Here is a 26,592-nt window from a genome sequence, read left to right as displayed (position 1 = left end):
ATGATTAGTAATTACTAGTGATGCGATATTAATCGCTTAACTATAGTTATATATTTGATATTTAATCATTTACAAGCGTTCTTTGTTTTTTTGATTTGAAATTGATTGAGTAATTTTGCAGCCAAAACTGCAAGATTATGAACATCGGCAAGTATATCTTTGCTCAAGTCATCGACTTCATACCTCGCTACCAATTTGACAAGTTGGTGAAGAAGTATAAAGGTGACTGGCATGCAAAAGATTTATCCTGCTATAACCAGTTGCTCCATCTGCTATTTGGTCAGATTACTGGTTGTGTATCCATCCGTGATATTTGTCTGTGCCTAGAGGCTCATGGAAGTAGCATATACCACTTGGGAATTCGCAAGTCCGTTAATCAATCCAATTTATGTCGTGCTAATGAGAAAAGAGCCTATCGCATCTACGAAGGACTTGGCATGTATCTAATCGGTATCGTCCGACCAATGTATTCAAACACAAAGGTTGCTGAGATAACGATAGACAATGTCCTCTATGCGCTTGACTCCACAACTATCTCAACAAGCATTGTCCTGGCTGCATGGGCATTGGGCAAGTATAGCAAAGGCGCAGTCAAAATGCACACACTGCTGGATCTTCGTGGAAGCATTCCGGCAAATATCCATATTACAGATGGAAAATGGCATGACAGCAATGAACTGGATGATATTGTGCCTGAGCCATTTGCGTTCTATATGATGGACAAAGCATACGTTGATTTCCTCGCTTTGTTTCGCTTTCACAAAGCCGGTGCATATTGGATAAGTCGTCCCAAAGACAATATGAGATACGAGGTCGTTAACCATAGTCTAGACTTTGATCCAAGTACAGGAATCTGTGGCGATTTTATCATAAAACTGACTACCCATAAGTCGAAGAAACTCTATCCAGAACCTATCAGGATGGTTACTTATCATGACTCGGTAACAGGTAATGATGTGGAATTTATTACCAACAACTTTGAGATCAGTGCCCTTGGGGTCGCCAATCTATACCGTCATAGATGGGATGTTGAGGTTTTCTTCAAGTGGATAAAGCAGAATATCGTAGTGAAGAACTTGTGGGGATATTCAGAGAATGCAGTACGTACTCATTTATGGGTTGCAATAATTGCATATCTGATAATCGCCAAAATCAAGGCTGACTACAAAAGTCCGTATTCAATCACCGAGGTGGCTACGTTAATAAGAATCTCCGCACTCGAAAGGGTGGATTTGAGAGACCTCATAACTAAGCCAAAGAACTCAATCATTCAAAAACAAGATGTCAAAGAACTCACTTTATTTGATGAATTTTAATAACCATGCGATTTTATCGCATCAGTACTATTGCTCCATTATTGAAAAAATTCCTCCAAAAGGAGAGAGTTTCTCAGATTTAATTGCTACCTTTGCCATGTCTGTCGGGTTTGATACATATTTTGATTTGCAACACTAAGATAGGTGAAAAATCTGACATGGCAAAATCCTGAGCAACTTTTTGTTGCTCAGGAACTTATAAATAAAGTTAAATCAAAGTGTTGCGGAATTAAGGATATACTCAAAATACTAAGAGTTTATTGATGTATAGCCAAATGAAAAAAGTAACTTTGCAAAAAATAGATGCAGAAAATGTGAGAAAGAAAATTTTTATTGGAGATGATAGTATGGCATTAGTAAAGCACGATTATCCTATTTTGGAATACGATACCGCATCAAAAGCAATCTTTCAGCCGGGAAATGGGAAAAAGCACTTCCCTAAAAAAGCCGTATTTGCATTTTTGGGGGATGAAGTGGAAAAGTATGCACATGCCCACAGTGGAATACAGATAGATGAATTTGAGAGTGCAACAAAATTATATCCCATCTATGAATGCTTTCATAATCAGGAAAGGATATGTTTATGTCCGGCTCCGGTTGGGAGTGCTGCTGCTGTCCAGATTTTAGAGTATTTAATAGCAGGAGGTGTGACAGAAATTATTTCTGTCGGTTCCTGCGGTGTATTGGAAGATATTCCGGAGAACAGATTCTTAATACCCGTTTCTGCATTGAGAGATGAGGGAACTTCTTACCATTATCTTCCGCCATCCAGAGACATAAAGATTTCAACAGCAGGAATAAGTGCAATCAAATTTGCTTTAAATCAAAAGAAAATCCCATATTTGGAAGTCAAGACATGGACAACAGACGGTTTTTATCGAGAAACACTGGAAATGGTGCAATACCGCAAAGAGGAAGGCTGTCAAGTAGTGGAAATGGAATGTTCTGCACTGGCTGCATGTGCAGAATTTAGAGAAGTAATATGGGCTATGTTGCTTTTTACAGCCGACACGCTCTCGAATCCTCATAAATACCAAGAACGGAAGTGGGGAAAAGCAAGTGTATCCACCGCCTTGGAACTGGCATTTGACGCTGTTGTATTAATCAAAGAATAAAGGAAACAAATCTATATGGAAAATACAATGAACAATCGGAATGAAATCCCACAACAAGTGAAGCAAGTCGTTTCCATAGCAGAAACCCTATTGCAGGGGCAGATATTGGGAATGTATTTATATGGCTCTGCGACAATGAATAAATTGCGTCCGGACAGTGACATAGATATATTGATAATAACCAGACAAGAATTGAATCTGTCAACGAAAAAGGAGTTGACCAAGCAATTATTGGAAATTTCCGGCTTCGTAGGTTGCGCCGAAAAAAGACCATTGGAGATAACTGTCATCCATCAAAAAGACATTATTCCGTGGCAGTTTCCGCCCAAATGCGAGTATATGTATGGGGAGTGGCTTCGGAAAGAGATGGAAGCCGGAATGATTCCGCAGGCGTGTTTCGACCCTGATATAGCGATTCTATTATGGCAGGCGAGAAAAAGTAGTATGACGCTGAAGGGCGCAGATTGCAAACAACTTATTCTCCCGATTCCGTTCCGCGAAATACAAAAGGCTATTCAATTTTCTCTACCCGGTTTGATTTCCAATGTTAAGGGAGATGAAAGAAATGTGCTATTGACGCTATCCCGCATGTGGTTTACATTAGAAACCGAAGACGTGACAACGAAAGATGTTGCTGCGGAGTGGGTGATTCCCCAATTGCCGGAAACCTTTTCTTCCCTGTTGAAAACGGCAAAGGAAGCCTATTTGGGAAACCTGTCTGACGAATGGGAAACAATGGAAAATGAAACGCTCGCGCTTACCGGGTTTATGAAAGGTCGGATTGAAGAATTGCTTAAAGCCAAAGGGTAAAGCAAGCAAAAGCAAGAATATCCCTACAATAAATAAACCGTTTGAAATGGTGCTGCCTCTTTTACAATAATACACCTATGAGAAAAGTAATCCTTTATATTGCCGTCAGTCTGGATGGCTATATCGCTGACAGCGAAGGTTCCGTTGAATGGATAAGCGGACAAGATAAAAACGTGGAGATGGAAGACACCTTTACTCCATTCTTCAGTGGTGTGGACACGGTCATTATGGGAAAGAGAACCTACGACCAAATTGTGACCGAACTTTCTCCCGACCAATGGCCCTACGGGGAAGCGATGACCTATGTATTGACTCATCACAGTGAAGAAGAGGGCACAGAAAATATCCGTTTCAGGAATATGGATGTATGCCAACTGGTAGAGGAGTTGAAACAGGAATCGGGTAAAGATGTGTGGATTTGCGGAGGTGCAGAAGTGGCGCAACAACTCATCGCAAACAATCAAATAGACATTTATCATCTGGCGATTATACCGGTTCTTCTCGGTAACGGCACAAGGCTGTTTGGTGCTACCGATAAGAAAATTGACTTGGAAATGATTCGTACCAAGAAATACAACGGCATAATAGAGGTGGTATATAGTCGCAGGAAGATTTGATGTTTACTGTTTTAAAATCTTCTCCCTTTAGAATACACGATTAAAGATTACGGCCATATTTCCGATTTACTGCTCGTAAATTATTGATTAATAATCAGTTGTAAATACTAACATTATAAATTAGAGACTATATAAACAAGAAAAACATTCATACACATTTTCTATTTTTGAGAAAATTCGTATCTTTGCACATAAGAGAGTTATTTGACAGCATAGCAACGCAAAACGCTGAAATTCGCACAGTTGCTAAATCGTTACCTCTATTTCTCAAATAATTCGCTAAAAGTTTATTCTTCAATCGGTTAAGTCAAACCGATAAAAATCTAAAATAATTTTCGAGTAATGGCGGTTGCTTGCGGTTATTTGTTCCTTTCAGCCATGACACGCTCCACGTCGGAGCGTAGAAGCAGGTTCTTCACGCCGACCTTTATCTTTTCGATGTGCCTAACCTTGACGATATGGCAGATGTTGGCTGAGGAAAGTCCGTAAATCTGCCGGACCTGTTCCACGGTGTAATAACGCTCGTCGTTCACAAGGTCGGTTCTGCGGAGTTCGTCCAGATGGGACTTGGAGTAATAGGTGCGGCCGTATTCTCTTTTGGTCGGTATCCTGTGCCGGTAGGCGTATGCCCGGAGTGCGGCAGGCTTCATGCCGAACTGCTCTTCCGCTTCTTCGGTCAGGAGCCAGTCGGTGATACTGTCCATATCAACAGCCGTACCGAAGAACTCGTCAACATGCTTCTTGCTGTAATAGTTCTTTCCAGCGATACGGCAGATGGAAATGCGATTGCGTTTGGCGGTGGTATAGAGCCATGACTGTTTGACCTTATAAAGGGACATCACCTCTTCACCGGAATAGAAGTCCGGCACTTCATCGGTTACCTTTTCCCTTTTTTCTTTTTTCGCCGGGAAGGAAGATGAAGCGGATTTTTTCGGTGTGGAAGTGCTGCCGGGCAGGATGCGGTGGTAGGGATTGCTCTCCAGCATCCGCTCGATGTCGGCTCTGCGGATGAATGCCATGCGGTTGCTGATGCGTGAGGCTTTCAGCTTGCCCATGGCTACAAGTTTATAGATGTACTGTCGGGAACAGCCCATGAGTATGGCTGCTTTGGAAAAGGTGAGATACTCCTGATGCTGTATCTCCATGATTGGCCGGACGGCTTTGAAGAGGTTGTTCTTCTGTGTCATTCTGGCTCGCCGGGCTTCCGCCTGACAAGCCTCGCTGCAATACCTTTGCATTCCGCTGCAGGTTACAAAGGACTTGCCGCAAAAACTGCATTTTCGGGTTGCTTTCATACTGCTTTATCGTTTACTGGTTCATTTCTTCAATCCTATATTCCTGAAGTGGTGAACGGATGTAAACGGCAGTCAACGGTTGTCGCCTTTCTACACGATGTGACCGTCACTGAATGTCGGGGCGGATATTGTCGCTTGTCGTAAACGGTTGTAAACCCTTGTCAACTGTCTGCACGGTGTGACAAAAAACAAGCCCCGCAAATTCTCCACGTCAGAAATACGTCTCAAAAATATGTGGAAATTTGGGAAGCATCAAAAAGCAGCCGAAAAGTGTTAATTTTTAGAATGTACTGATAATTAAATGTTTATGTTTGGATATTTCTGATTGTTTTTGGTTGTTCTACGCTTCTAAATACATATGTATGCTTCATCCATTACAAGTCTATGCTTCATCCATGATTACATCGTTATATATATAAAACAAACTAAATCCACATTCTGTTGTAAAAGCAAATCCAAACAAGCCTACAGACCGATTTAGGTTAAACTGGAATATGGTTATTGCGACATGCACTTATTTGGGCAGCCGCCTGGCATCAATTCTGCCCATCAGGGGCAAGCAGCTTACTCACCAAGGGCAAGCACCTTGCCCATGTTGGGCACGCTGCTTGCCCAAAACAATTGAATTTACTTCCACACGCTTCCATTTGTATACTTGTCAGCAATACCAACAAGGCAATTGGCATAAGCAAAAGGTTACATAACCGAAGTTTCTTTATCTTTTCCATTTTACCACAATGCAATCTTTCCTGCAACACCCAAATCAAGGGTTGCCGTTGCAATGCCCAATGCTTGGAATACACGACTCATGGTTGGCAAAGTAATAACACTTGTACCTTTCTCCAACTTTGAAATTTGAGCACGCTGCACACCGATACGTTCACCAAGCTGTTCTTGCGTGAGGTTTTGTGCCAACCGAGCCTTGCGTATGGCTTCGCCTACAATATAGGCGTTCACATCTTCTTTGAGCTTGGCTTCCATGGCTTCACGCTCTGGTGTACCTCTTTTACCCCAAAGTTTATCTTTCATATTGTCTGCTGGTATCAATTTCATCTGTGCCATAATGCTTTTTCTTTTTATTATTAAAGTACTCTTTTCTTATCTCTTCTGCTTTGGCAATTTCCTTTAGTGGTGTCTACTGAGTTTTCTTGACTATGCCATGTGTGGCAATAACCAAAGTCTCTTCCTCAGTATCCCAAAAGGAGAAAAGCCTGTAGCAGATACCATTGTAGAGAGTGCGAAACTCCCATATCTCGGTATTCTCCAGTTTCTTGAAGATGTCAACTTTCATCACTCCTTCCTCAACCTTGAAGATGTTGTAGTATATCTTCTGCTGAGCTTTGAATGGTTGCGCATCCAAAAAGGCTTGTGCTTCTTCTGTCAACACCACTTTTAGTTTGTTGATGCCCATTTTGTTTTGAATTATAGTACAAAGATAACGCTTTGTTTCCAAACTACGATACAGAAATTCGGTTTTTCATCAAATCAGACCTCATCTTTAACACTCTCACGATTTGATAGTATCAGATACGCAACTTATTCACTCTTTTATTTCCCTAAATTTGGAAATTCAAAAATAGGGGAGAAAATATGGATGTGAAAATTTCTCCTTACGTGCTTCCACTCGTCTCCATACGTCTGTCATTTCTGGCTCCTGCCAAATGACATTCCAACGAACCTTCTCTTTTCATCAGCAAACCATCCAGACAATAGGCTGACAATTGCCTGGCGGTCAACTATCTGATTGACAGAATATTACGACAAAAAACCAGACAATCTGACAGTTTTTCAGAAATTCTCGTTTTTACTAAGAATCAGCGATATGGGCAACTTTTGCTCATGTCGACCAACTTAAATTAATTCCGCCAACGGGTAAGACAAACTAAATCCACTCTTCTAAAATACCAAAATCCAAGCAAGCCCTAATGGCCGATTTAGGTTAAAACTGAAATATGGTTATTGCGACATGAACTTATTAGGCAGCCGCCTGGCATCAATTCTGCCCTTAATGCCGACAGGGATAATGCCACTACTTCCAAGTCAGAGAACATTAGTGTCCAATTTAAAATTGGACACTAATGCCTTGTTCCCTATTTTTAAGTCTTTAATTTGGGCTTTTATCATCAAAATCTGTCGTAATCTCAATGAAAAAGTGAGATTACGACAGATTTCTTACTTAAAAGTTGTCGTAATCTCGTGTTTTCTGTAACTTTGCGACATATTCCATTAATATGAAATAGATATGAAGGAGAATATTATAGGCAGAGAACTTGAGATAGAAAAGCTTGAAAACTATATTTCAAGTCGTAAATCTGAATTTATTGCTATCTATGGTAGACGACGTGTAGGCAAGACTTTTCTTGTGAAAGAACTGTTTGAAAATCAGTTTGCATTCCGTGTAACTGGCAAAGACAATGTAACTACCAAGGAACAGCTTGCAAGTTTCAGCTTCGCACTTAACGACCAGTTAGGCATAGATACAGATGCTACCAATTGGTCGGAAGCCTTTCGACTTCTTCAGAAAGCATTGGAAAAGATGCCTAACGGAACTAAAATCATCTTCTTCGATGAACTCCCTTGGTTCGACACTTATGCATCCAACTTTATCAGCGCCTTAGAACATTTTTGGAACGATTGGGCTTCCTACCGTAGCGATATCAAACTGATAGCTTGCGGAAGTGCTACCACCTGGATGCTTAATCATGTTATCAATTCACGAGGAGGACTACACAATCGCATTACTCACAATATTCTGCTCTCGCCATTCAAACTGCATGAGGTTGAAGAGTATTTTAAATCGCAAGGTTTCTATTATGAGCGACCTGAAATCATAGAGTGTTATATGGCGATGGGCGGTGTGGCTTATTACCTGTCTCTTTTCGAGAACAACAAAAGCGTAGCGCAAAATATTCAGCAACTTTGTTTCACACGTGGCGGAGAACTCTCCGAAGAGTTTGACCGTCTGTTCAATTCGCTTTTTAAGAAAGCCAACAATCATCTTGCCATAGTTACTGCCCTAAAAAATAAGGGAAAGGGTATGACTCGACTTGACTTGTTAGATGCTACAGGATTGGCTAACAATGGAAGGTTTAGTCTGATACTTAAGGAGTTAGAGCAATGTGATTTCATCCGAAGCTATACCCCATTCGGCAAGTCGAAGAAAGATATGATGTATCAGCTGACAGACCCATTCTGCCTGTTTTATTTCAAATTCATGCACAACAAGGGTTCATTCCTCGATAACTATTGGGTCAAGATGCAGACCACTGCTGAGTATGAGTCATGGTGTGGTCATGCCTTTGAAATCGTATGTCTTCACCACATCAACGAAATAGTCAAGGCTTTGGGCATAGACGGTAGCATCAACACTCCTTGTTCATGGTCTTATCGTCCTACTGCAAAAGTCATGGCAGATGAGGAGACTGACGAAGATTTGAAACATGGAACGCAAATAGACTTACTGATAGACCGTTCTGACAGATCGATTTCTGTCTGCGAAATGAAGTATTGTAATGGGGAATATGAAATCAGCAAGGCATACGATACCCACCTGGCACACCGTTTAAATGTGTTTAAGAAGGTGACGAAGACGACCAAAACTCTCATTCCAACCTTCATTACGCCATATGGGCTATATAATAATATGTATGCAAGAAAGATAAATAGGCAAGTAATAGGAAACGACTTATTCTTAGTGTCCCATTCTTGAGGTTTCTACCTCTTTTACTTCCTTTTTCTTTGTAGCCACCAAACTTATAGATGATGGCGAAAGTTACAATACTCTTCTGCAATATTTGTAATAAGAGAACTAATACGTAAACTTCATTAACGACAAGCCCATTGGCAGAATTAAGTATGCACTAAATTAATTCCGCCAACAGGTAAAATATACATACCAGATGCGGTTATTTCAGATAAAAGTCCTATATTTGCCATCGGAAGATGGGATTTTACTCAGTCCGTTGAGTAAAATTACTCAGTCGACTGAGTAAAATTATTCATTTTGCTGAGTAAAACAACTTGAAAGCCCCCATTAAATATAGCAAGACTATACATATCACATCATCATCTATAAACAACAGACCATGTACAAAAGAAAGATATATGATACCATCATCAAGAGATTAGGTGAACAAAGAATGTTCATCCAAGTAATCATGGGACCACGACAGATTGGAAAATCTACCGTTATCAAGCAAGTATTGGATGATTTAAGTAAACCGTTTCTTTTCTATTCTGCCGACACCATTCCTTCAACATCTTCCACTTGGATTAGCGATTGCTGGAATAATGCGCGTCTTCAAATGCGCACACAAGGACTTGAAGAAATGATCTTGGTTATTGACGAGATACAAAAACTTAAAAACTGGAGTGAATATGTAAAGAAAGAATGGGACGCTGATAGTATAAATCACATCAACATCAAAGTGGCATTATTAGGCTCGTCAAGGGTGTTATTAGAAAAAGGATTGGCAGAATCTCTCATGGGACGATATGAGGAAATCAGAATGAGCCATTGGAGCTATCCAGAAATGAAAGAAGCCTTTGGAATGACTATTGAACAATACATCTATTTTGGAGGCTACCCGGGAGCTGCCATGCTTATTGGTGACGAAGAACGTTGGAAGAACTATGTTAGCGGAGCCATCATTGATGCTACTATAAACAAGGACATCTTGATGGATTCTCCAATAGGAAAGCCTGCTCTGCTTCGTCAAACTTTCGAATTGAGCGTAGCTTATTCGGGTAAGATACTTTCACTAACAAAAATGCTGGGAATATTGCAAGATGCTGGCAACACAGTTACATTGGCAGGCTATCTAAATCTTTTGAGCGATAGCGGACTTGTCACAGGACTACAGAAATTCTCTATAGATGTAGCCCGCAAACGTGCCAGCATTCCTAAATACCAAGTGTACAACAATGCCTTATTGAGTTCTCAATTAGGTTTAACATTTCAAGAAGCCGTTTCTGATAGTAAACAATGGGGACAATTCTTTGAATCCGCCATAGGAGCCTACATATTAAGCGAAGCTTTTATCCATCGTTTTGAAGTGTTCTACTGGCGAGAAGGCAACGACGAGGTTGACTTCATCCTCAAGAAGAATCAGAAATTCATAGCTATAGAAGCAAAAAGTAATGGAGAGGCTTATACCACGGGCTTAGAGCGTTTCCGCAATCTATTACATCCGTCGGCAATATTTATCGTAGGCGAGAAAGGTATCTCCCCAGAAGTTTTCTTGAACATGGATCTAAGAAAACTATTCGAATAACTTAAGGACAAATAATTATGGCAACAAATAAAATACGTGAAGAGGAAGTAAAGAATAAAATTCGCCAAGAATTCTTTCAAGACTATGATGCGACACCTATCTTGGGCGACATAGACTTTGCTGTAACAACAAAAAAATCAAGTGAGGACGAGCTATCCGACCAAGAATATTTTTTATGGGCAGAAGCTAAAGCAGGAAACACAGAAGATATCTATGCATCTTTCGTGCAACTCATCATTACCATAGGTAAAGCCCATACACATGAATCATACTTACCACCTCGCTATCTTGGAGCCTTCGATGAAGAAAAGATTGCCTTTATCGAATATCACCACATTGTAAGTGTATTCTATCAGAATGACTTCAACTGGAATGTCACTCCCTCCAACCATAGCACCAAAGAGTTTCACATGCTCTCCGACTTGCTGAAAGAGAAACTCAAAAAGGAGATTAGGCTCTTCTACCTACATAAAGATGAAAAGGAGCTAAGAAAGTTCATTCGCTCTAATTTCAAGTTGGGGAAGCAGCGTACTAACGGTATCAATATAACAAAGAATAATTTCACTTATATCTACAGAAAATGGGTGGAAAAGGTCAAACCTTCTATCACACTTGATTGGGAAAAAGCTAAACAAAGTGGCATTATTGATGCAGATTTCTTTCTTGCAGACATCTTCTCTAAGGAAAACACAACCCTTAGAGATAGGCTATATGTATTGCTGAAGAAGAATCATTATGAACTTGAGCGTAAGATAGACTCCGCAGGGCTTTTCGATTCTAAGAAAGCACAGTTCAACGACAACCAGATTGCACACAACCAATTTTGGAATCTCTACGTCCGCCCTCCACGTAAAGAATACTGGGAATATATTGCTAATCGTAGAGACTTACTTGTTCCGCAAGACATCAGAGAGCGCAAAGGTTCATTCTTCACACCTCAATGCTGGGTAGAACTCTCACAAGAATACATCGCTAAAGATTTGGGAGAAGACTGGCAAGATGAATATTACATTTGGGATTGTTGTGCTGGCACAGGGAATCTTCTTGCTGGCCTTACTAACAAATATCAAATTTGGGCAAGCACATTAGACCAAGCAGACGTTGATGTTATACACGACAGAATTGCTAATATGGAAAAGGTCGGTACTGCCAACCTTTTGGATAGTCATGTATTTCAATTTGACTTTCTCAATGACTCTTTCGACAAATTACCTCCTGGTCTAAAAGACATCATAACAAATGAAGAAAGACGCAAGAAACTTATTATTTATATCAATCCACCTTGTGCAGAAGCCAGCAATGCAAGAACAGTTACAGGAACAGGTAGCAACCGAAAGGGATTAGCCTACACCTCTATAAAAGACAAGTACAAGAAAGAACTTGGAAGAGCAGGCAATGAGATATTCGCACAATTCTTTGCAAGAATAGCAAATGATATTCCTGATTGCACACTTGCCTTGTTCTCTACACTGAAAGCACTACAAGGTCCAAACTTTTCTGGATTTCGAGCTAAATACCTAGCAAAGCTCAGTAGGATGTTTATCGTTCCTGCAAATACATTCGATAATGTAACAGGGCATTTCCCATATGGTTTCCAAATATTTCACCTGGCAGAGAAGGAAGAGTTCGTATCTTGCATTGCTGATGTTTACGACAGCAAAGGCAATCCGATTGGCAGCAAGAACATCTATTCTTGTAAGGGAGGCGAACTAATCATAGACTGGTTCAGAAAGTTTTACGACAAACAAGGAGACCATCTTGGATACCTGCGATTCTTAGGAACTGACTTTCAAAATAACAGAGGTGTGTTCTTGACTTTAGCACCATCTACCAATGACCTAAAACAGGTAAAAGGTACTTGGATAACAAGAAAGAATGTCATACCATCATGTGTTTATTTCAGTGTCAGACTTTGTACCGAAGCAACATGGGTAAATGACCGAGACCAATTTCTATATCCAAATAAGGAATGGAATGGCAACGATCATTTTTTATCCGACTGCTTAGTCTTCACGTTATTCAATGAGAAAAACAACATCCAAAGCCTGCATGGCACTAACCATTGGATTCCATTCAGCGAGGAAGAGGTAGGTGCACAAGACAACTTCGAGAGTCATTTTATGCACGACTTCATCATGGGCAAAGTGAAAGAGGAAAAGCCTCATCAAGAAGGAACAATACAAGACCTATTTACAGAGCAAAAAGCTCAGACGTCAGATGGCAATTCATTCACTCCAACAGAACCTCTGGAGTTTTCAGAAGAAGCACAAGCTGTATTGGATGCCGGAAGAGAGCTATGGCGTTACTATCACAAACAAGCAGGAGCCAACCCTAATGCTTCTTACTATGACATAAAAATGCACTTCCAAGGTACAAAGACCACGAAGAATGGAAAGGTGCAGATGAACTCCACCAGCGAGGATGCAACCTATAATGCCTTGCTTGCCGACCTCAAACAGTCCATGAAACTACTTGCTGCTCACATAGAGCCTAAAGTGTACGACTATGGCTTCTTGAAGAAATAATCTTGATAAAACGAGAAAGGATGCCTTTAATGTTGGCCTCCTTTCTTGTTTTATCGAGGATTTAACTTTCCGTGCTTCTCAAAAGATATCTCAATTCGGGATAAGAAACCTTTAAACCTTTCTTCTCTATCCGTCCGTTTGTGAACGGAATCAAAGAGCATGGTTTCCATCTTGTCAGTCGCTTCAGGGATACAGCGAGCCATTACCAGATTCATTGACGAGATTTCCAGAGAATTGCTTGTATATCTCAAGTATTTTGACGAATTTTGTATAAAGGTTGTACATACGATGGTTTGAACTTAATTTTTTGATCACCACTAAGTTACTTAAAAATCAGCGATATGTACAACTTTTTACTCATATTTATCGACTTAAATTAATTCCGCCAACGGGTAAACAATGAAAAAATTAGTAATTTTTATAATGGCTTCTATAGTTATAAGCTGTAATACAGATACCAAAACTGTTGCAAATATAGTCGTAACAGAATCTCTTGACACAATATCAGATGAAGGATTATCAGATTGGGAATTGTTTATAAAGCATTTTCCAAGAAAAAAATCCACCGTGGTAAAAGATTATGCAGGTAATGTAATAAAAGAGCAATCACTTGGAGTTTTAAATACAAAAGTAACATCAGTACAGCAATGTGCAGATGCTGCAATACGCTTAAGAGCTGAGTTTTTCTATTATAGAAAAGAATATGATAAAATAAAGTTTAAACTTACATGTGGCTTGGAAGTTCCATTTTCTAAATGGGCTTTAGGTTATAGAGTAAAAATTAATGGTAATAAAGCAATTCTTGCTAAAACACAAACCACAAATGATTACAGCAGAAGTAACTTTGAAGAATATCTGAAGGTGATTATGACTTATGCAGGTTCTGCTTCATTATCAAGAGATTTGCCTCACAGTAATTACCCTAAGATAGGTGATTTGCTTGTGCTTGGTGGTTATCCTGGGCATGTAGTGATAATAATCGATAAAAAGAAAAAAAACGGTGTAGATTATTATCTTTTTGCTAATAGTTGGATTCCTGCACAAGATATAGAAATAGTTACGGGAACAAGTACAGGAGGGGAAACTATAGATAATTATATTCCTATAATAGGGAAAACAATTATACAGATTAATGGATATAAATTTCAAACACCAATGGATATAAGAACATGGCAAAACCAAAATTAACAAAACGAGGAAATACTTGGTATCGTAATGGTAAGGCAGTAAAACCTGGATTTAAATAATCTGTCGTAATCTCAATAAAAAAGTGAGATTACGACAGATTTCTTGCTCAAAGTTGTCGTAATCCCGTATTTCCTGTAACTTTGCGACATGTTCCATTAATATGAAATCAGCAATTTCCAATCGTTTATCTCCATCTATTCCTTTCAAAAACATGATACCATTTGATGTTTCAATTTTACATTTCATAATCAGAATAGAATTATTTAATTTGCCAACAACACCTTTGTCGGAACCTATGCGTTGAATAATACCTTTATCAACCATCATCTTCAGACGACGCTTTACACTACTTTCATGAAGTCCCATTTTGTGTGAAATTTCGCTTCTACTTATATGTGGTTTTTCCTTGATTAGTTCTAAAATCATTTTTATCTGGTCGCTTATCTGGTCGTTTTCTGGTCGCTTCTGGTCGGATACAGTCTTTTCTTGCCCTTCCTCCAATAATCTTGCCAGCGATACGGCACATCGGTATCTGGTTGTGCTTGGCGGAGGTGTAGAGCCAAAACTTCTTGACCTTATAAATGCAAAAGATGGTGGTGAATGATGCAAACGTCTTGGCAGACCTATTACTTGTCCATCCCTCAAAAGGCATATTAAAGACACAAAAAAATATGACCCAGCCCAACGCGTTGACTCCTTCATCTATCATAATGAGAAAGAGTTTCAGACATCCAAGAGTTCAAAGTGGCAACGTGGAAGAAGAATCGTTTCGTATCTGACAGACATATTTGACACAATACAATAGGTAAACCCTGACCAAGAATGGCAAAAACTCATGGATTGTGATAAAAAAGTGTGAAAATATAGTAAAAAATCAGAGTTTATTAATTCTGTTTTATAGAAAATACCTTACTTTGTAAACCAAACTTTATAAAATCATACAACTCTTATTAAATATAATTTATATGAGTATCAGTAAAGATGTCATCAAACAGTGCCTAATTAGTAAGCAGCGCGAAGTGGATGAGGCAGTGATTGTGAACCGTCCCACTGACTTTGAAGAGAATGGCAATTATGTGATAGTTGGCGTGAGACATGCGGGTAAGTCGTACCTGCTGTATCAGCGTGTGCGTCAGTTGCAGGCAGCAGGAAAGGGATGGGACGAGATTCTGTTTGTGGACTTTGAGGATGAGCGTCTGGCGGAATTCCAGACGGAGGACTTCAACAGTCTGCTGGAAGCCCACCTGGAACTGTATGGTAAGAAGCCGGTGGTGTTTCTGGACGAGGTGCAGAACATTCCTCACTGGGATAAGTTCGTGCGGAGATTGGCTGATGCGAAATACAGGGTGTATGTGACGGGCAGCAATGCGAAGATGCTGAGCAAAGAGGTGGCAACTACGCTGGGCGGACGGTTCTTTATCTATGATGTATACCCATATTCATTCAAAGAGTATCTGGCAGCACAGCAGGTAGAACTGAAGGAGCATTGGGAGTATGACACTATCCAAAGAAGTGAGGTGAAGCGGCATTTGAATGAATACTTCTATTACGGCGGTCTGCCAGAAATCCTGTCGTTTAAGAACAAAAGGGCAATGCTTTCAAGTCTTTACCAGAAAATCTACTTGGGTGACATCTGTGCGCGAAACAACATTAAGAACGACAGGGTGCTGAACATCTTGATTAAGAAGATGGCAGAGAGCGTGAAGCAACCGCTGTCGTATAACAGGCTGAAGAATGTGATTGTGGCAACGGGGTCGCCCATTAGTGTGCCTACTGCGATTGACTATGCGGGGTATGCCGCTGACAGTTGGCTTATATTGCCCATGGAGAATGAGGTTGGAAAGCTGACGGAGAAAGAGACTCAGAAGAAGTATTACTTTATCGATAACGGCTTGCTGAACCTGTTTCTGATGAACTCAGAGACATCATTACTGGAGAACATGGTAGCGGTGGAGTTGTGCAGACGATTTGGCAAGGAGAATGTGTTTTTCCTAAACGCTGAGAAGGAAATAGACTTCATAGTGTCTGAAGAGAAGTTGGCCATACAGGTGTCCTATAGCATCAAGGATGAGACCACATACAACAGGGAGGTGCCACCATTGGCGAAATATGCCAAGGCGCACGAGGATTGGAAGTGCCTGCTGATTACGTATGATGAGGAGGGCACGGAAGATGGAATACCCGTGGTGCCGGTTTGGAAGTGGTTGATGTAGGCTATTGGGAGCACGAATCTTACTAATTGACACGATTAAGATATGGTTTGTTTACGCATTGTTTACGCAGAAACCAATCGGGTAGGAGGTAAATGTTATTCATAAAAGGCATTTACCTCCTACTTTCACATTTACCGACCTCCCACACCACCGTACGTGCGGTTCCGCATACGGCGGTTTCGTGCTTTTACGCCTTGCGGTGTGTGGCAAGTTGTTTTCAGCCATCCCTTCGAGATACGTCACTTCTATTCTATTGTCGGATTCCGTCCTATCGTGTGAATAGAGTTTACTCCGTCATGGTACATCGAATACCTCATCTTCACCATGCGTCCGTGAAATCTCCTCGGATAAGGGCATTGTCTTTCCATCTTATACCCACTTCATTTTTTCGCAAGCTCAAGGAAACTCCACCGACCGTTCCGAATAGCTATCGGGCTTTGATTTGTTTGGCAACCTTACCCATGGTAATATGCATTGTATGAAGTTTCTGTTCGTTAAGTCAGATGTTTGCCTCCGGCTTCTTTCAGACTCCAACTCACGATGGACACCCTTGCCTTTGGCTATGTAATTCCCGCTATTAGGGCTTACTCGGGACTTCCACCCGTTAGACAATGCTCATGCCGAGCATACATAAAAAAAGATTCCCGGTGTCTGTCAACCGAAAATCTCTTCCCAATGTTTGAAACGTTCCAAACCTTCGTCACCGAATTTTGCTATGCTGCGTTCTGCCTTCTCCACCGTCTTCTCCCTGTCGAGATGCGTCTTTGAAAAGAACTTGTCGGCATAGCATATCACCTGCTCTTCGAGGGTCTCAGGCAGGAAATCCCTATGGGGCAGAGGCAGGTCTTGCGTCTCTATCTCCCTCTTGCTGAGTCCTGCTCCGGTATGGCGTTCACACACACGGGCATGACGAGGCAGTCCCTCGCTGCGCAGCATCTCTGCTCCGAGAATGCCGTGGCGGATGTATGGTTCCGTGCCATGACAGTGAATGCCGGGAGCATCGGTCTTTATGATGCCGATGTCGTGGAGCATCGCCGCCTCTTCGATGAAGTCGCGGTCGAGATTCAGTTCGGGGTGCAAAGAAACAATCTGCAGCGCTTTCTGCGCCACAGATCGTGAGTGAACGATGAGGATGTGGCGCAGCTCGCCATCATCCTCACCGCAGTATTTGTCTATTATCGCTTCCCAATCAATCATGGTCGCGCTCTATATATCCTATCACGTCGCCGCGGTTCACCTTGCCGCCCTGGCGTGTGGCAATCTCCACGAGTTTGCCACCGAGACAAGCAGGAACTTCAACGAACTGTCCCCATGGTGCCTGCACATAGCAGAAGGTCTGTCCCTCATCATAGTGCTGGCCGATGAACGGCTCGATGCATGGTGTGCACTCGCTTGAGCCCTGGAACTCGAAGAACACCTGTCCCTTAACCGGAGAGACAACGGCGTCTGCCTTGGCATGCTTGAACTCTGCAATCTTCTCTGGTGTGAGGTTGCTTCCGAGCTTGGCGTCTCTTGCCTTCTGAAGGTCGGCGAGGAAACGCTTCTTTGCCATACCGTTCTTGAAGTCGCGATACTGCTCTGGGTGCATAGCCAACTCGAAGAGCTCTTCGTCGTCCTGACCATATTCCCATCCGTTCTCGTCCATCTCTTTTCTGAAGCCATCGAGAGCATTAGGAATGAGAGTGTGAGGATCTGCATCGGTGAATTCCTTGCCGTTCTTCTTTGCCAGAGCCACAATCTCGTCGTCGAGTTTGCCAGGGAGCGTACCGCTCTTGCCGAGGATCATACCCCACATGGCGTCGTCCATCATCACGAAGCGGCCCTTGCCCTGTGCCATGGTGAGCAGGTTCATCAGGGCGATGTTCTTGACATACTGTGAGAATGGGGTTACGAGTGGCGGGAAGCCGACACGTGGCCATACGTATGCCACCTCGTCGAAGAGCTTCACGAGCATCTCGTCGGTAGAATATTCCTCCTTGCCCTTAGAGCGGAGGATAGAGTTGATGGAGCGATGGATACCTGCGAGGTCGGCCATCATACTTCCCATCATACCGCCTGGCAGACCGCAGCCGAGGAGCAGTGAGCTCATGATCTTGTTGCCTGGGTTGATGAAGCATCCCAACCAGTCGTCGATAAACTCCTGTGTGAGACGGCGTGCCTCCATATATGCGTTCATGTCGATTTCCGGAACGTCGAAGCCCTCGTTCTTCAACATGCTCTGCACTGAGATGATGTCTGGATGAACCTTACCCCAAGACAATGGCTCGATGGCTGTATCGATAACGTCGCAACCGTTGTTGCAGACTTCGAGGATTGATGCCATAGAGAGACCAGGACCAGAGTGGCCGTGATACTGTATGATGATTTCAGGATGTTTGTCCTTGATAGACTTGGTGAGCTTTCCGAGCAATGCCGGCTGACCGATACCAGCCATATCCTTGAGACAGATTTCGGTGGCGCCTGCCGCGATGAGCTTGTCGGCGATTGCCGAATAATATTCCACGGTGTGTACAGGCGAAGTGGTGATACAGAGTGTGGCCTGTGGTGTCATTCCTGCCTCAAGAGCCCACTTGATGCTCGGGATGATGTTTCTCACGTCGTTGAGTCCGCAGAAGATACGGGTGATGTCAACGCCCTGGGCGTGCTTTACCTTATATTGAAGTGCTCTCACATCGTCAGGCACCGGATACATACGCAGAGCGTTAAGACCGCGGTCGAGCATGTGAGTCTTTATACCCACCTCATTGAATGGCTTACAGAATGCTCTTACTGCCGCATTAGGATTTTCGCCGGCGAGAAGGTTGACTTGTTCAAAAGCTCCTCCGTTGGTCTCCACACGAGAGAAGCATCCCATCTTGATTATCACAGGAGCGATGCGCTCCAACTGATCTTTGCGCGGCTGGAACTTGCCAGAAGATTGCCACATGTCTCGGTATACGAGACTGAACTGGATTTTCTTTTTCATTTCGTCTTCGATTTAAAGCGTAACAGGCTATTCTTAGCGGACATTCAAAATCACAACTACTATTCATGTCCCACCGAACTGAGTCTGTTGCGTGTGTTTTTATTTTGCAAATGTAATCGTTTTTTGGGAATAAACTAAATTCTGAACGAAAAAACTGCTTTCCAACTGCATTTTAATACAATTTATCGACCTTGGAGGGGAACGTTATTCAACAATGTAAAATCAAGTTTACAAATAGTCGAGATACTACTCGTCAAGGTGTATATTAACAACATTCATCCTGCCTGCTGCCGTTTTCTCTACTTTTGCAGCGAGGGAACACACTGGCTGGGAGCAGTTGTTGTCATCACCTCATCGCATGTGTCAAGCAGCCCTGATAACCAATTTGGGTTAAAACTATCGGCCAATCATTTCTTCATATCAAAAAAATACATTATCTTTGCAGCCTGAAATTGAGTGTCAGTGCATATATATATATATTGTGACTATTATTTTATGGCTCCGTAGCTTAGCTGAATAGAGCGTCAGATTCCGGTTCTGAAGGTCGTGGGTTTGAATCCCACCGGAGTCACTTGTTTATATATATGCGACAAACAATTTCAACATTATTCATCAATAGACATTATCCCATCAATAATCATTATTCCATCAATAGCCATTATCACCATCAATAGCTGATATCTGGAAAGAAAAAGTTCTGAAGGTCGTGGGTTTGAATCCCACCGGAGTCACTTGTTTATATATATGCGACAAGCAATTTCAACATTATTCATCAATAGACATTATCCCATCAATAATCATTATTCCATCAATAGCCATTATCACCATCAATAGCTGATATCTGGAAAGAAAAAGTCCTGAAGGTCGTGGGGTTGAATCCCACAACCATCTATTCTAAAACTTGTACTTCACCGTGACCATTGCTTCTCTGCCCCGCAAAGGAAGTGAGAAATAACGGTAGTTGAAACCGGTGAAGGAAGCGTCTACATATTGCTTGCGGTTCAGGGCATTGTCGATACGCAGACCCAGTTCCCATCTCTTGGATGGAGTATAGAGCAGCTTGGCATCGGCAAACAGGATGGAGTTATACTCACCCTTGGATGTCTCCAACAAAGAGTAATCGCATGACACAGTAAGAGAGAGACGGCTGAGGGGCGAAAGCACAAGACTGAAATCGTTGAAAAGGCTTTTCAGCGTCTGACTGTTGCTGTTAGCATAACGGTCTTGCCAGGAGAGGTTGAAGGTTGACTCGTTGGTGACCTGCAGCCACGACAAGTCATACCATCTTACCAACAGACACGACGTGGCGACATTCGACACCACACGCTGCTGCAGTCCGTTCTGTACCACCGGCAACTCATTGCGACTGTAGCTCACGGTGCCTTGTATGGCGACATGTACCTGTGTGAAAGTCTTCTCCACCCGTGTCTGCGCCATGAGATAGCGTGTGGTGGCAGACTGCCACAGAGGAGTCAACTTGGTGAGGTCGTTGCTGATATCATAGGCAAAACGCCAGTCGGAATGGCGCCACGACATTGTGGCAAGGAGGTTCCATGTGAACATATTCACGAAATCGCCATAGTTTATCTTCAGCGACGCATTCGACGACCGTGCCCACCCCATGCGGTCTGGGGTAGCGGTGAGAGTTCGGTAGTCGGAGCGGTAGGCCTGCGGCGTTATGACATCGTCGTCAGCGCCTTGGAGCATTGCCCCGGCGATGGTGAGTCGCCATTGGGGTGAGAAATTGTGGTTCCAGCGCACGGATGGCGAGAGGTATGTCCGGTTGACATGTCTTCCACCTGACCGCCATGGTATCTTTGCGGCATAATGGTTTATGGGACAATCCAGCACCAGTATGTCCTTGGAATAGCGCATGGTGTATGAAGGGGCAATGGTGTTGAGCAGACTGCTGTTGTCGTTGTCGTCGGCAGCGTCTATCCTCACCCTGTCTGAGAGATATGAAAATTCGTATCTCAGGTCGAGGATATTGCCGAACAGGGGGAATGACGTGGAAATACTGTTGGCTGTCTTGAAGCGGTTGAAACCGATGCGCTCACGGATGTCATAGACTCCCCCGGCATCAGTCGCCGCCAACGTCTCGCTTCGGCGGAAGTAGAAGAGCGTGGAACCGATGTTGTAGGTATGCAGACCGGAACTTATCGTCATCGCCAACTTGTTTTGGACGTATGACGGATGGCGTGTCACCTGCTGCCCCACCTGTCTGCCGTTGCTATAGATGTCGTTCTGACCCGTATGATAAGAGAGGGATGCCGACAGCTGGTCGAGGAGATACACTTTGGGGGCGTTCAGTTCGTATCTGAACTTTGGGGCGATGGTCTTCTCGCCCACCTTTATGCGGTTGCTCTGCGAGAGAGTGGCGGTATGTGCTCCGCCATAGAGATAATAGGTACTGTCGGCAAGGTTGTCGGCAGTGGAATAGAGGTCGATGTTAGTGCGCAGTCCGCCATACCGCCCCACCCTATGCATGTGGTTGAATCCGACGGAATACGCTCTGTTTTTGAGATAGCGCTGCTGCGGTATCGGCGAGAAGATGGTTTCCATAGCGTTCACGCTGTTGCGCGGCAATGCCACGTAGCCTTCCAGGTCGCTCACATTGATATTGTTTGATACGGCATTGCCACTGAGGTCTTCGCCTGTGTTGTTCATCTTTGCCGTGAGGAGCAGCTGGTTCTTGGCGGCGATGTTTATCACCGACAGGTGGTTGTTCCATGTGGCATCCTCGCCATATCCCACTCCACCTTCCAGTTCTCCAAAGGGGCGCATCTTGTAGCCGCTTTTCAGTTTGATGTTGAGCGTTGCCCTGTCTGACGGAACCGTAGACTTCAGTGCACGGATGGGCTGGTCGTTCTCCATCACCTGCACCTGTGATATCGCCTCTACGGGGAGGTTGCGCGTTGCCTGACTGTATCTGTTGCCGAGGAGGTTCTGTCCTTCTATATTAAACTGGTTTATTGTTTCGCCCTTATAGAGTATCGTACCGTTTGGCGACACCTGTATCCCGGGCATCTTTTTCAGCACATCCTCCAGATAATGGTCGTCCTTGCCCTGAAAGGCAGACACGTTGTATTTAATTGTGTCGCCAACCTGCTCCACAGGTTTCAGCCTGACGGTGACTTCCGGCAGTTTCGTCGTACGGCGTATTCCGTCTCCTTCATTCTGGGCTTCAGCGATGATTACACAGAGTGAAGCACACAGCAGAGTGGGTATTCTTTTCATCTATTCGAGTTCTATAGGGTTATAGGGGCGTCTGCCGGTGTCACCTGCCTGCGGAGTGAACACCGCACCCGGGTTCTGCAACTGGAAAGCTTTGTATATGTCTGCCTGTTCGTTTTCCACTGCCTTGCGCACTTTGTCACGCGTAGTATGCAGGATCTTGTTGCTCGACTTGAGATATACGGGCACTCCCTTGCCGAGGTTTTCCAGTCCATTCAGCGTGAAGCGGTAGTTGTCTTTTGTGTCGCAGATACTGAATATCAACCCTGGCAATCCTCCGAAGAGGTATGGTCCTGTACGCAAATCAAACGTAGGGGCATACCATGCCGTCCAGTCTCTACCGCCGAAACTGCACACGGCTTTCCTGCATGCCACATCGCATATTGTGGTGTCGCCTTCTACGGTCTGCCAACTGATTTCCGGAACTGGTTGGGTGTACTGGTATGTGTTCACGTTGTCCACTTGTATGATTGCCACATTGCGACTGCGGTCTATCACCAATGGATATGTGTATGCCATTCTTTTCATCATTCCCATATTCATCGTGAAGGCTTCCATCGGTGGGCGTTTGGCAGCGGCGAGCGAGTCGTTGATGAAATCTGTCCTGTCGTCAAAATAGTCGACGAAGCTCTGTGCCTTGTCGCCCACGAGCAGTATCGTCTGACCGTCCTTCCTCCCCTTGCTGAGTGAGTCTGGTCTGTATGAGAATTCATAATACACCTTCACGTATGCCGTGTCATACACCGTTTTCTCCACCGGTTTCAGCGGTGGCAATGTGCCGCCATGCACAGACTGCGAGAATGCCGTACTCGCCACTGCTGCCAGCATCATGAATAAAGCCGTTATCTTCTTGATTTGCATATCTGTCAGTTCTAATTTTTCTCTGATTGGGAATATAAGATTATTGCAAAAATAGGGAAAATTTATGAAATGGAACAAAAGAAAGTATCAATTTGACATATAAAGACAATAATTAGAAATAGTGGCGACTCAAAAATACAATTAGAGTCACCACCATTATTATATACATATATCAAGGGTTCTTAGGAGCTGTAGTTGGAGGATTTGACGAATCAGTAGAGGAGGAAATTTTTCGCTCCATTGCTTTTATAGCAGCCATTAGATCCTCCATCGTCTCATAATCATCTGACTCCAAAATAACAACTTGTCCATTAGATAAAGTCACCTTGATTGGATGTGCTGAGACAGAGCAACAAACCAATAGTGCGAAAATCGCACTTAATCATATTTCCTTCATTTCTATAAGAATTAAAAAACTATCCTACTCTTGAAGCTTTTCGGATTCTGCTCCTTTTTATTAGTATGGTCTAAACAAATACATTTGACGAAGGCAAAGATACGCATATTATAAATCACTTATGACAAGAAGCGAGTAAACAAAGTAAACACCACATCAATAAGAACAATCCTAAGCCACATTATATCTAGCAATTAGACAAAATTATAAACATAGTACACAACTCATCACAATCGGTATATATTCGCTGTGAAAGATTTCGTACCTTTTGTTTTGAACAATTTCTTGTTCAATCCAGACCTCATATTTGAAATTCTCTGCTTTGTCAAGTTAAGCAATGTAGCAATCTCTGATGGTATAAAATGAAGGCGTGTAAAGATGCAAACCAGCATCTCATTATCAGACACTGCGTATTTGGGGTTGCTCAAGAACTCATAAAAGCCAGGAAGCGATTGCTTTACCACTTCTATAAGACTGTTCAACTCGCTTGCCGATGGCATCTTGCCCCTCGAAGCATGCTTATGAATTCTCATCACGACCTCATGAGACAACAAAGACTGCTCGGAGTCCCATTTCGCCCAGTCGGTTTCGTCTGAGAACGAAGAAAGTTTGTTCTTCAAATACATTATTTCCTCCTCCATACTATTCTTCTGTTTCTCTATGCCACTTTTCAGTTTATCTCTTTCGGCTATAGCATCATAATATTTCAATAACGTATCTGAATATCTCTCATTTATTTCCTGCAATGCCCTCATTTTTCTTTTTCTGAGCTTTGTAAGGAAGAAATATATGCCCAAAGAAAAAAACAGAAGAAACAACAGCAAGACAATTACCAGATATTGGTATCTATCAGCCCTGTTTGACTCCCTTATTGCCAAAGCCTTGTTTTCTGAATAATCATATAAGGCTTGCATCTTGCTGACTTCTGCTGCCGATCGGTGAAAACTGGAAGAATCGTTTGAATCGACAAACATATTTGAATATTTCATCACAGAATCCGCTTCACCCTTACGAGAATAAATACGCATCAATCCACGGCTTCCATTTTCTGAACTGTTATAATTTGTGGCATTGCATAATAACCGGCGATAAAAATATTCTGCTGAGTCTAACCTGTCCAAGCGTTCATAATAATCAGCCAAATAATAATAGAAAGACTCATGCCCTGGCTGCAAATTCCCTTCTTTGTCAAAGTATCCAGAATGCATGATATAATCATCCATATATTTCTTCGCTGCGTCAAGACTATCTGTGTCAAGACAATAAAGGATAAGCGAGCCCAAAGACGAAGCCGCCCTTTCATTATCGCCGATTCTTTTATAAGAAGCATATACTCTCTTAGCTATGGAAATAGCACTATCCAATTTATTCAGTCCACGATAAGAATACCCACAATACTCAATGCTCTGTATAGCCCTGATGGTATCCCCCGCCAATAGGGCATACTTTTGACATTTATGCCATGCCTCAATAGCCTTGGTGAGAATACGTTGATTATAAAATACATACCCTATCTGACCATAGATGGCAGCAAGTTCGTTAACGTCACAATCTGAGTTATTGACATCCGACAATCTGGTGGCATTCAGAAAATAGCGCAAAGCCATTGGAGAGTCTCCCTTATCCCGAAAGACACATCCCATCATATAATTTGCCTTAACCAAATCTCCTGTACTGCCATGATCCTCATAATACCGAATTACTTGGGGCATAAAGCCAACCGTATCCATAGACACGTATGACTTATTCATAGCCATAGCATAAAGAAGCAGATAATCCATCCTGTATCTTGTGGGAAAACCATCCGCTGCAGATTTATTCTCTTCAAGAATCTTCAAGGCGGCATCGGGCAAACTATCTACCAATGCCTCAGCCTTCTTCAGAACAAAAGGTTTATCGGAAAAAGAACAAGACAACAAAAGTAACGCAAAAATAAAATAAGATAATTTCTTCATAAACCCAAATCGGTCATTAGGGCTTGCTTGTATTTTGCTTTTTTAGAAGAGTGGATTTTGTTTGGCTTTTAATGAGTAATAGCGAGCTATTGCGAATTAAAAACAGACAAAAGACGCCTTATAAAAAACAAAAGGCTGCAAGCAGTCATTAAATAATTTTATAAACGGTCTGATGACCGTTTTGGGATAAAGCATTACTAAACGTCCCAATACCCTTCATAACAATATCCCTGCGTATAATATGACAATTTGTAGCAACCGCAATACAAAATTGGTAGTTGAAGACAGACGTCACCTGATTCAACACTCTGAGACAAGACAACTTCACCTGTCGACATATTCATTAAAGTCATTATTCCCGAACAAGGACAATAAGGCATCGACAACACTCCATTCTCATAACATACAACAATAACATTATTTGATGGAGAACGTTTTACTGGTTTTGCAGAGTGCGACTGGTCAACATAGCTACAATGCAAAAGAATTGAATCTGAAACTACTTGAGAAATATTCTGCGATCTGACACCATTTGAAAATGTCAGGAACAAGACTATCAATAATAAAAGATTTCTATTCATAAAATCTGATGTTGTGTTAATGATTAATATGCAAAAATAATGCAAACCGAATGCAGAGCGTCAAGCTTGATTGAACGCTATGCTGAGGTGAAGCTTTGCTTATGCAAAGATACAATATATTCAGCAAGCATCCAAAGGATGGCATTACAGATATTATTATGAAGCGGCATTATTCCATTCATTCAATATACTATATATCAGCGACATACACCGCATTTTACATTTAGTAAACAGGAATAAAGACACC

General features: G+C 42.4%; 17 protein-coding genes, 1 tRNA gene and 2 pseudogenes. 10 read left to right on the top strand and 10 right to left on the bottom strand.

What is annotated here, in order from left to right; genetic code table 11:
- The first annotated feature begins 137 nt into the window (after positions 1–137).
- From ST42_RS05110 to ST42_RS05095, 4 genes are all read left to right on the top strand, one after another.
- A complete protein-coding gene (locus ST42_RS05110) occupies positions 138–1,316 on the top strand; it encodes an IS4 family transposase (RefSeq protein WP_042519991.1) in 1,179 nt (392 codons plus the stop codon).
- 275 nt (positions 1,317–1,591) lie between these two features.
- The gene (locus tag ST42_RS05105; RefSeq protein ID WP_229032463.1) at positions 1,592–2,431 is read left to right on the top strand and encodes a nucleoside phosphorylase; all 840 of its coding nucleotides are present in this window, start codon (positions 1,592–1,594) and stop codon (positions 2,429–2,431) included.
- Between the two features lie 27 nt (positions 2,432–2,458).
- Entirely contained in the window at positions 2,459–3,241 is a 783-nt protein-coding gene (gene ant(9) / locus ST42_RS05100; protein ID WP_197065809.1) for an aminoglycoside nucleotidyltransferase ANT(9), read from the top strand.
- Positions 3,242–3,318: 77 nt separating this feature from the next.
- Positions 3,319–3,858 (top strand): dihydrofolate reductase family protein, encoded by a 540-nt coding sequence (locus ST42_RS05095; RefSeq protein ID WP_042519993.1) that lies wholly within the window; start codon positions 3,319–3,321, stop codon positions 3,856–3,858.
- Positions 3,859–4,217: 359 nt separating this feature from the next.
- Here the strand turns inward: ST42_RS05095 and ST42_RS05090 are convergent, their stop codons facing one another.
- The 3 genes and pseudogenes from ST42_RS05090 to ST42_RS05075 all read right to left on the bottom strand — a co-directional run bounded on the left by ST42_RS05090 (position 4,218) and on the right by ST42_RS05075 (position 6,564).
- Positions 4,218–5,153: a helix-turn-helix domain-containing protein gene (locus tag ST42_RS05090; RefSeq protein WP_044072647.1), complete on the bottom strand. Its 936-nt coding sequence runs from the start codon at positions 5,151–5,153 to the stop codon at positions 4,218–4,220.
- A 729-nt stretch (positions 5,154–5,882) separates the two neighbouring features.
- Positions 5,883–6,215, bottom strand: coding sequence for a helix-turn-helix domain-containing protein (locus ST42_RS05080; RefSeq protein WP_042519342.1), 333 nt, complete (start codon positions 6,213–6,215; stop codon positions 5,883–5,885).
- A pseudogene (locus tag ST42_RS05075) lies at positions 6,172–6,564 on the bottom strand (type II toxin-antitoxin system RelE/ParE family toxin). Before ST42_RS05075 ends, ST42_RS05080 begins: the two are co-directional and overlap by 44 nt.
- An 831-nt stretch (positions 6,565–7,395) precedes the next feature.
- Between ST42_RS05075 and ST42_RS05070 the strand changes: the two are divergent.
- From ST42_RS05070 to ST42_RS05060, 3 genes are all read left to right on the top strand, one after another.
- A complete protein-coding gene (locus tag ST42_RS05070; protein WP_022315536.1) occupies positions 7,396–8,862 on the top strand; it encodes an AAA family ATPase in 1,467 nt (488 codons plus the stop codon).
- Positions 8,863–9,238: 376 nt separating this feature from the next.
- On the top strand, positions 9,239–10,426 hold the full coding sequence (locus ST42_RS05065) for an ATP-binding protein (RefSeq protein WP_044072643.1): 1,188 nt from the start codon (positions 9,239–9,241) through the stop codon (positions 10,424–10,426).
- 17 nt (positions 10,427–10,443) lie between these two features.
- The gene (locus ST42_RS05060; RefSeq protein ID WP_044072641.1) at positions 10,444–12,951 is read left to right on the top strand and encodes a hypothetical protein; all 2,508 of its coding nucleotides are present in this window, start codon (positions 10,444–10,446) and stop codon (positions 12,949–12,951) included.
- A 201-nt stretch (positions 12,952–13,152) separates the two neighbouring features.
- On the opposite strand, the pseudogene ST42_RS13790 reads toward ST42_RS05060, so the two are convergent.
- Positions 13,153–13,312, bottom strand: a pseudogene (locus ST42_RS13790) (IS982 family transposase); the annotation flags it as partial.
- 38 nt (positions 13,313–13,350) lie between these two features.
- Between ST42_RS13790 and ST42_RS13125 the strand changes: the two are divergent.
- Complete coding sequence (locus tag ST42_RS13125) at positions 13,351–14,139, top strand: DUF4846 domain-containing protein (RefSeq protein ID WP_052488238.1); 789 nt, start codon at positions 13,351–13,353, stop codon at positions 14,137–14,139.
- 51 nt (positions 14,140–14,190) lie between these two features.
- Here the strand turns inward: ST42_RS13125 and ST42_RS14250 are convergent, their stop codons facing one another.
- The gene (locus tag ST42_RS14250) at positions 14,191–14,841 is read right to left on the bottom strand and encodes a winged helix-turn-helix transcriptional regulator (RefSeq protein ID WP_231556922.1); all 651 of its coding nucleotides are present in this window, start codon (positions 14,839–14,841) and stop codon (positions 14,191–14,193) included.
- Positions 14,842–15,104: 263 nt separating this feature from the next.
- Here ST42_RS14250 and ST42_RS05040 point away from each other — a divergent pair, with 263 nt between their 5' ends.
- Positions 15,105–16,352, top strand: a complete 1,248-nt coding sequence (locus ST42_RS05040; RefSeq protein WP_044072636.1) for an ATP-binding protein — start codon at positions 15,105–15,107, stop codon at positions 16,350–16,352.
- Between the two features lie 654 nt (positions 16,353–17,006).
- Here the strand turns inward: ST42_RS05040 and ST42_RS05035 are convergent.
- Positions 17,007–17,549 (bottom strand): HDIG domain-containing metalloprotein, encoded by a 543-nt coding sequence (locus ST42_RS05035; protein ID WP_082028581.1) that lies wholly within the window; start codon positions 17,547–17,549, stop codon positions 17,007–17,009.
- A complete protein-coding gene (locus tag ST42_RS05030; RefSeq protein WP_022315552.1) occupies positions 17,542–19,317 on the bottom strand; it encodes a pyruvate carboxylase in 1,776 nt (591 codons plus the stop codon). Before ST42_RS05030 ends, ST42_RS05035 begins: the two co-directional genes overlap by 8 nt.
- 497 nt (positions 19,318–19,814) lie before the next feature.
- On the opposite strand from ST42_RS05030, the gene ST42_RS05025 reads away from it, so the two are divergent.
- Positions 19,815–19,888 (top strand) — tRNA-Arg (locus tag ST42_RS05025).
- A 323-nt stretch (positions 19,889–20,211) separates the two neighbouring features.
- Here the strand turns inward: ST42_RS05025 and ST42_RS05020 are convergent.
- From ST42_RS05020 to ST42_RS05010, 3 genes are all read right to left on the bottom strand, one after another.
- The gene (locus ST42_RS05020; protein ID WP_052488237.1) at positions 20,212–22,554 is read right to left on the bottom strand and encodes a TonB-dependent receptor; all 2,343 of its coding nucleotides are present in this window, start codon (positions 22,552–22,554) and stop codon (positions 20,212–20,214) included.
- On the bottom strand, positions 22,555–23,412 hold the full coding sequence (locus tag ST42_RS05015) for a GLPGLI family protein (RefSeq protein WP_052488236.1): 858 nt from the start codon (positions 23,410–23,412) through the stop codon (positions 22,555–22,557).
- A 624-nt stretch (positions 23,413–24,036) separates the two neighbouring features.
- Entirely contained in the window at positions 24,037–25,764 is a 1,728-nt protein-coding gene (locus ST42_RS05010; protein WP_044072634.1) for a tetratricopeptide repeat protein, read from the bottom strand.
- Between the last annotated feature and the right edge of the window lie 828 nt (positions 25,765–26,592).

Origin of the sequence: Prevotella pectinovora (assembly GCF_000834015.1) — a bacterium.
Classification (GTDB): domain Bacteria; phylum Bacteroidota; class Bacteroidia; order Bacteroidales; family Bacteroidaceae; genus Prevotella; species Prevotella pectinovora.
The sequence above is the reverse complement of the archived record's forward strand: the minus strand, read 5'-3'. Positions and strand labels throughout refer to the sequence as shown.

Bases quoted from the DNA above. Each gene is read 5' to 3' on its own strand.
- ST42_RS05030 (WP_022315552.1), bottom strand. From the start codon at position 19,317: ATGAAAAAGAAAATCCAGTTCAGTCTCGTATACCGAGACATGTGGCAA.
- ST42_RS05105 (WP_229032463.1), top strand. From the start codon at position 1,592: ATGAAAAAAGTAACTTTGCAAAAAATAGATGCAGAAAATGTGAGAAAG.
- ST42_RS05090 (WP_044072647.1), bottom strand. From the start codon at position 5,153: ATGAAAGCAACCCGAAAATGCAGTTTTTGCGGCAAGTCCTTTGTAACC.
- ST42_RS05065 (WP_044072643.1), top strand. From the start codon at position 9,239: ATGTACAAAAGAAAGATATATGATACCATCATCAAGAGATTAGGTGAA.
- ST42_RS13125 (WP_052488238.1), top strand. From the start codon at position 13,351: ATGAAAAAATTAGTAATTTTTATAATGGCTTCTATAGTTATAAGCTGT.
- ST42_RS05040 (WP_044072636.1), top strand. From the start codon at position 15,105: ATGAGTATCAGTAAAGATGTCATCAAACAGTGCCTAATTAGTAAGCAG.
- ST42_RS05010 (WP_044072634.1), bottom strand. From the start codon at position 25,764: ATGAAGAAATTATCTTATTTTATTTTTGCGTTACTTTTGTTGTCTTGT.
- ST42_RS05095 (WP_042519993.1), top strand. From the start codon at position 3,319: ATGAGAAAAGTAATCCTTTATATTGCCGTCAGTCTGGATGGCTATATC.
- ST42_RS05080 (WP_042519342.1), bottom strand. From the start codon at position 6,215: ATGGCACAGATGAAATTGATACCAGCAGACAATATGAAAGATAAACTT.
- ST42_RS05070 (WP_022315536.1), top strand. From the start codon at position 7,396: ATGAAGGAGAATATTATAGGCAGAGAACTTGAGATAGAAAAGCTTGAA.
- ST42_RS05015 (WP_052488236.1), bottom strand. From the start codon at position 23,412: ATGCAAATCAAGAAGATAACGGCTTTATTCATGATGCTGGCAGCAGTG.
- ST42_RS05035 (WP_082028581.1), bottom strand. From the start codon at position 17,549: ATGATTGATTGGGAAGCGATAATAGACAAATACTGCGGTGAGGATGAT.
- ST42_RS05060 (WP_044072641.1), top strand. From the start codon at position 10,444: ATGGCAACAAATAAAATACGTGAAGAGGAAGTAAAGAATAAAATTCGC.
- ST42_RS05020 (WP_052488237.1), bottom strand. From the start codon at position 22,554: ATGAAAAGAATACCCACTCTGCTGTGTGCTTCACTCTGTGTAATCATC.
- ST42_RS14250 (WP_231556922.1), bottom strand. From the start codon at position 14,841: ATGAAGGAGTCAACGCGTTGGGCTGGGTCATATTTTTTTGTGTCTTTA.
- ST42_RS05110 (WP_042519991.1), top strand. From the start codon at position 138: ATGAACATCGGCAAGTATATCTTTGCTCAAGTCATCGACTTCATACCT.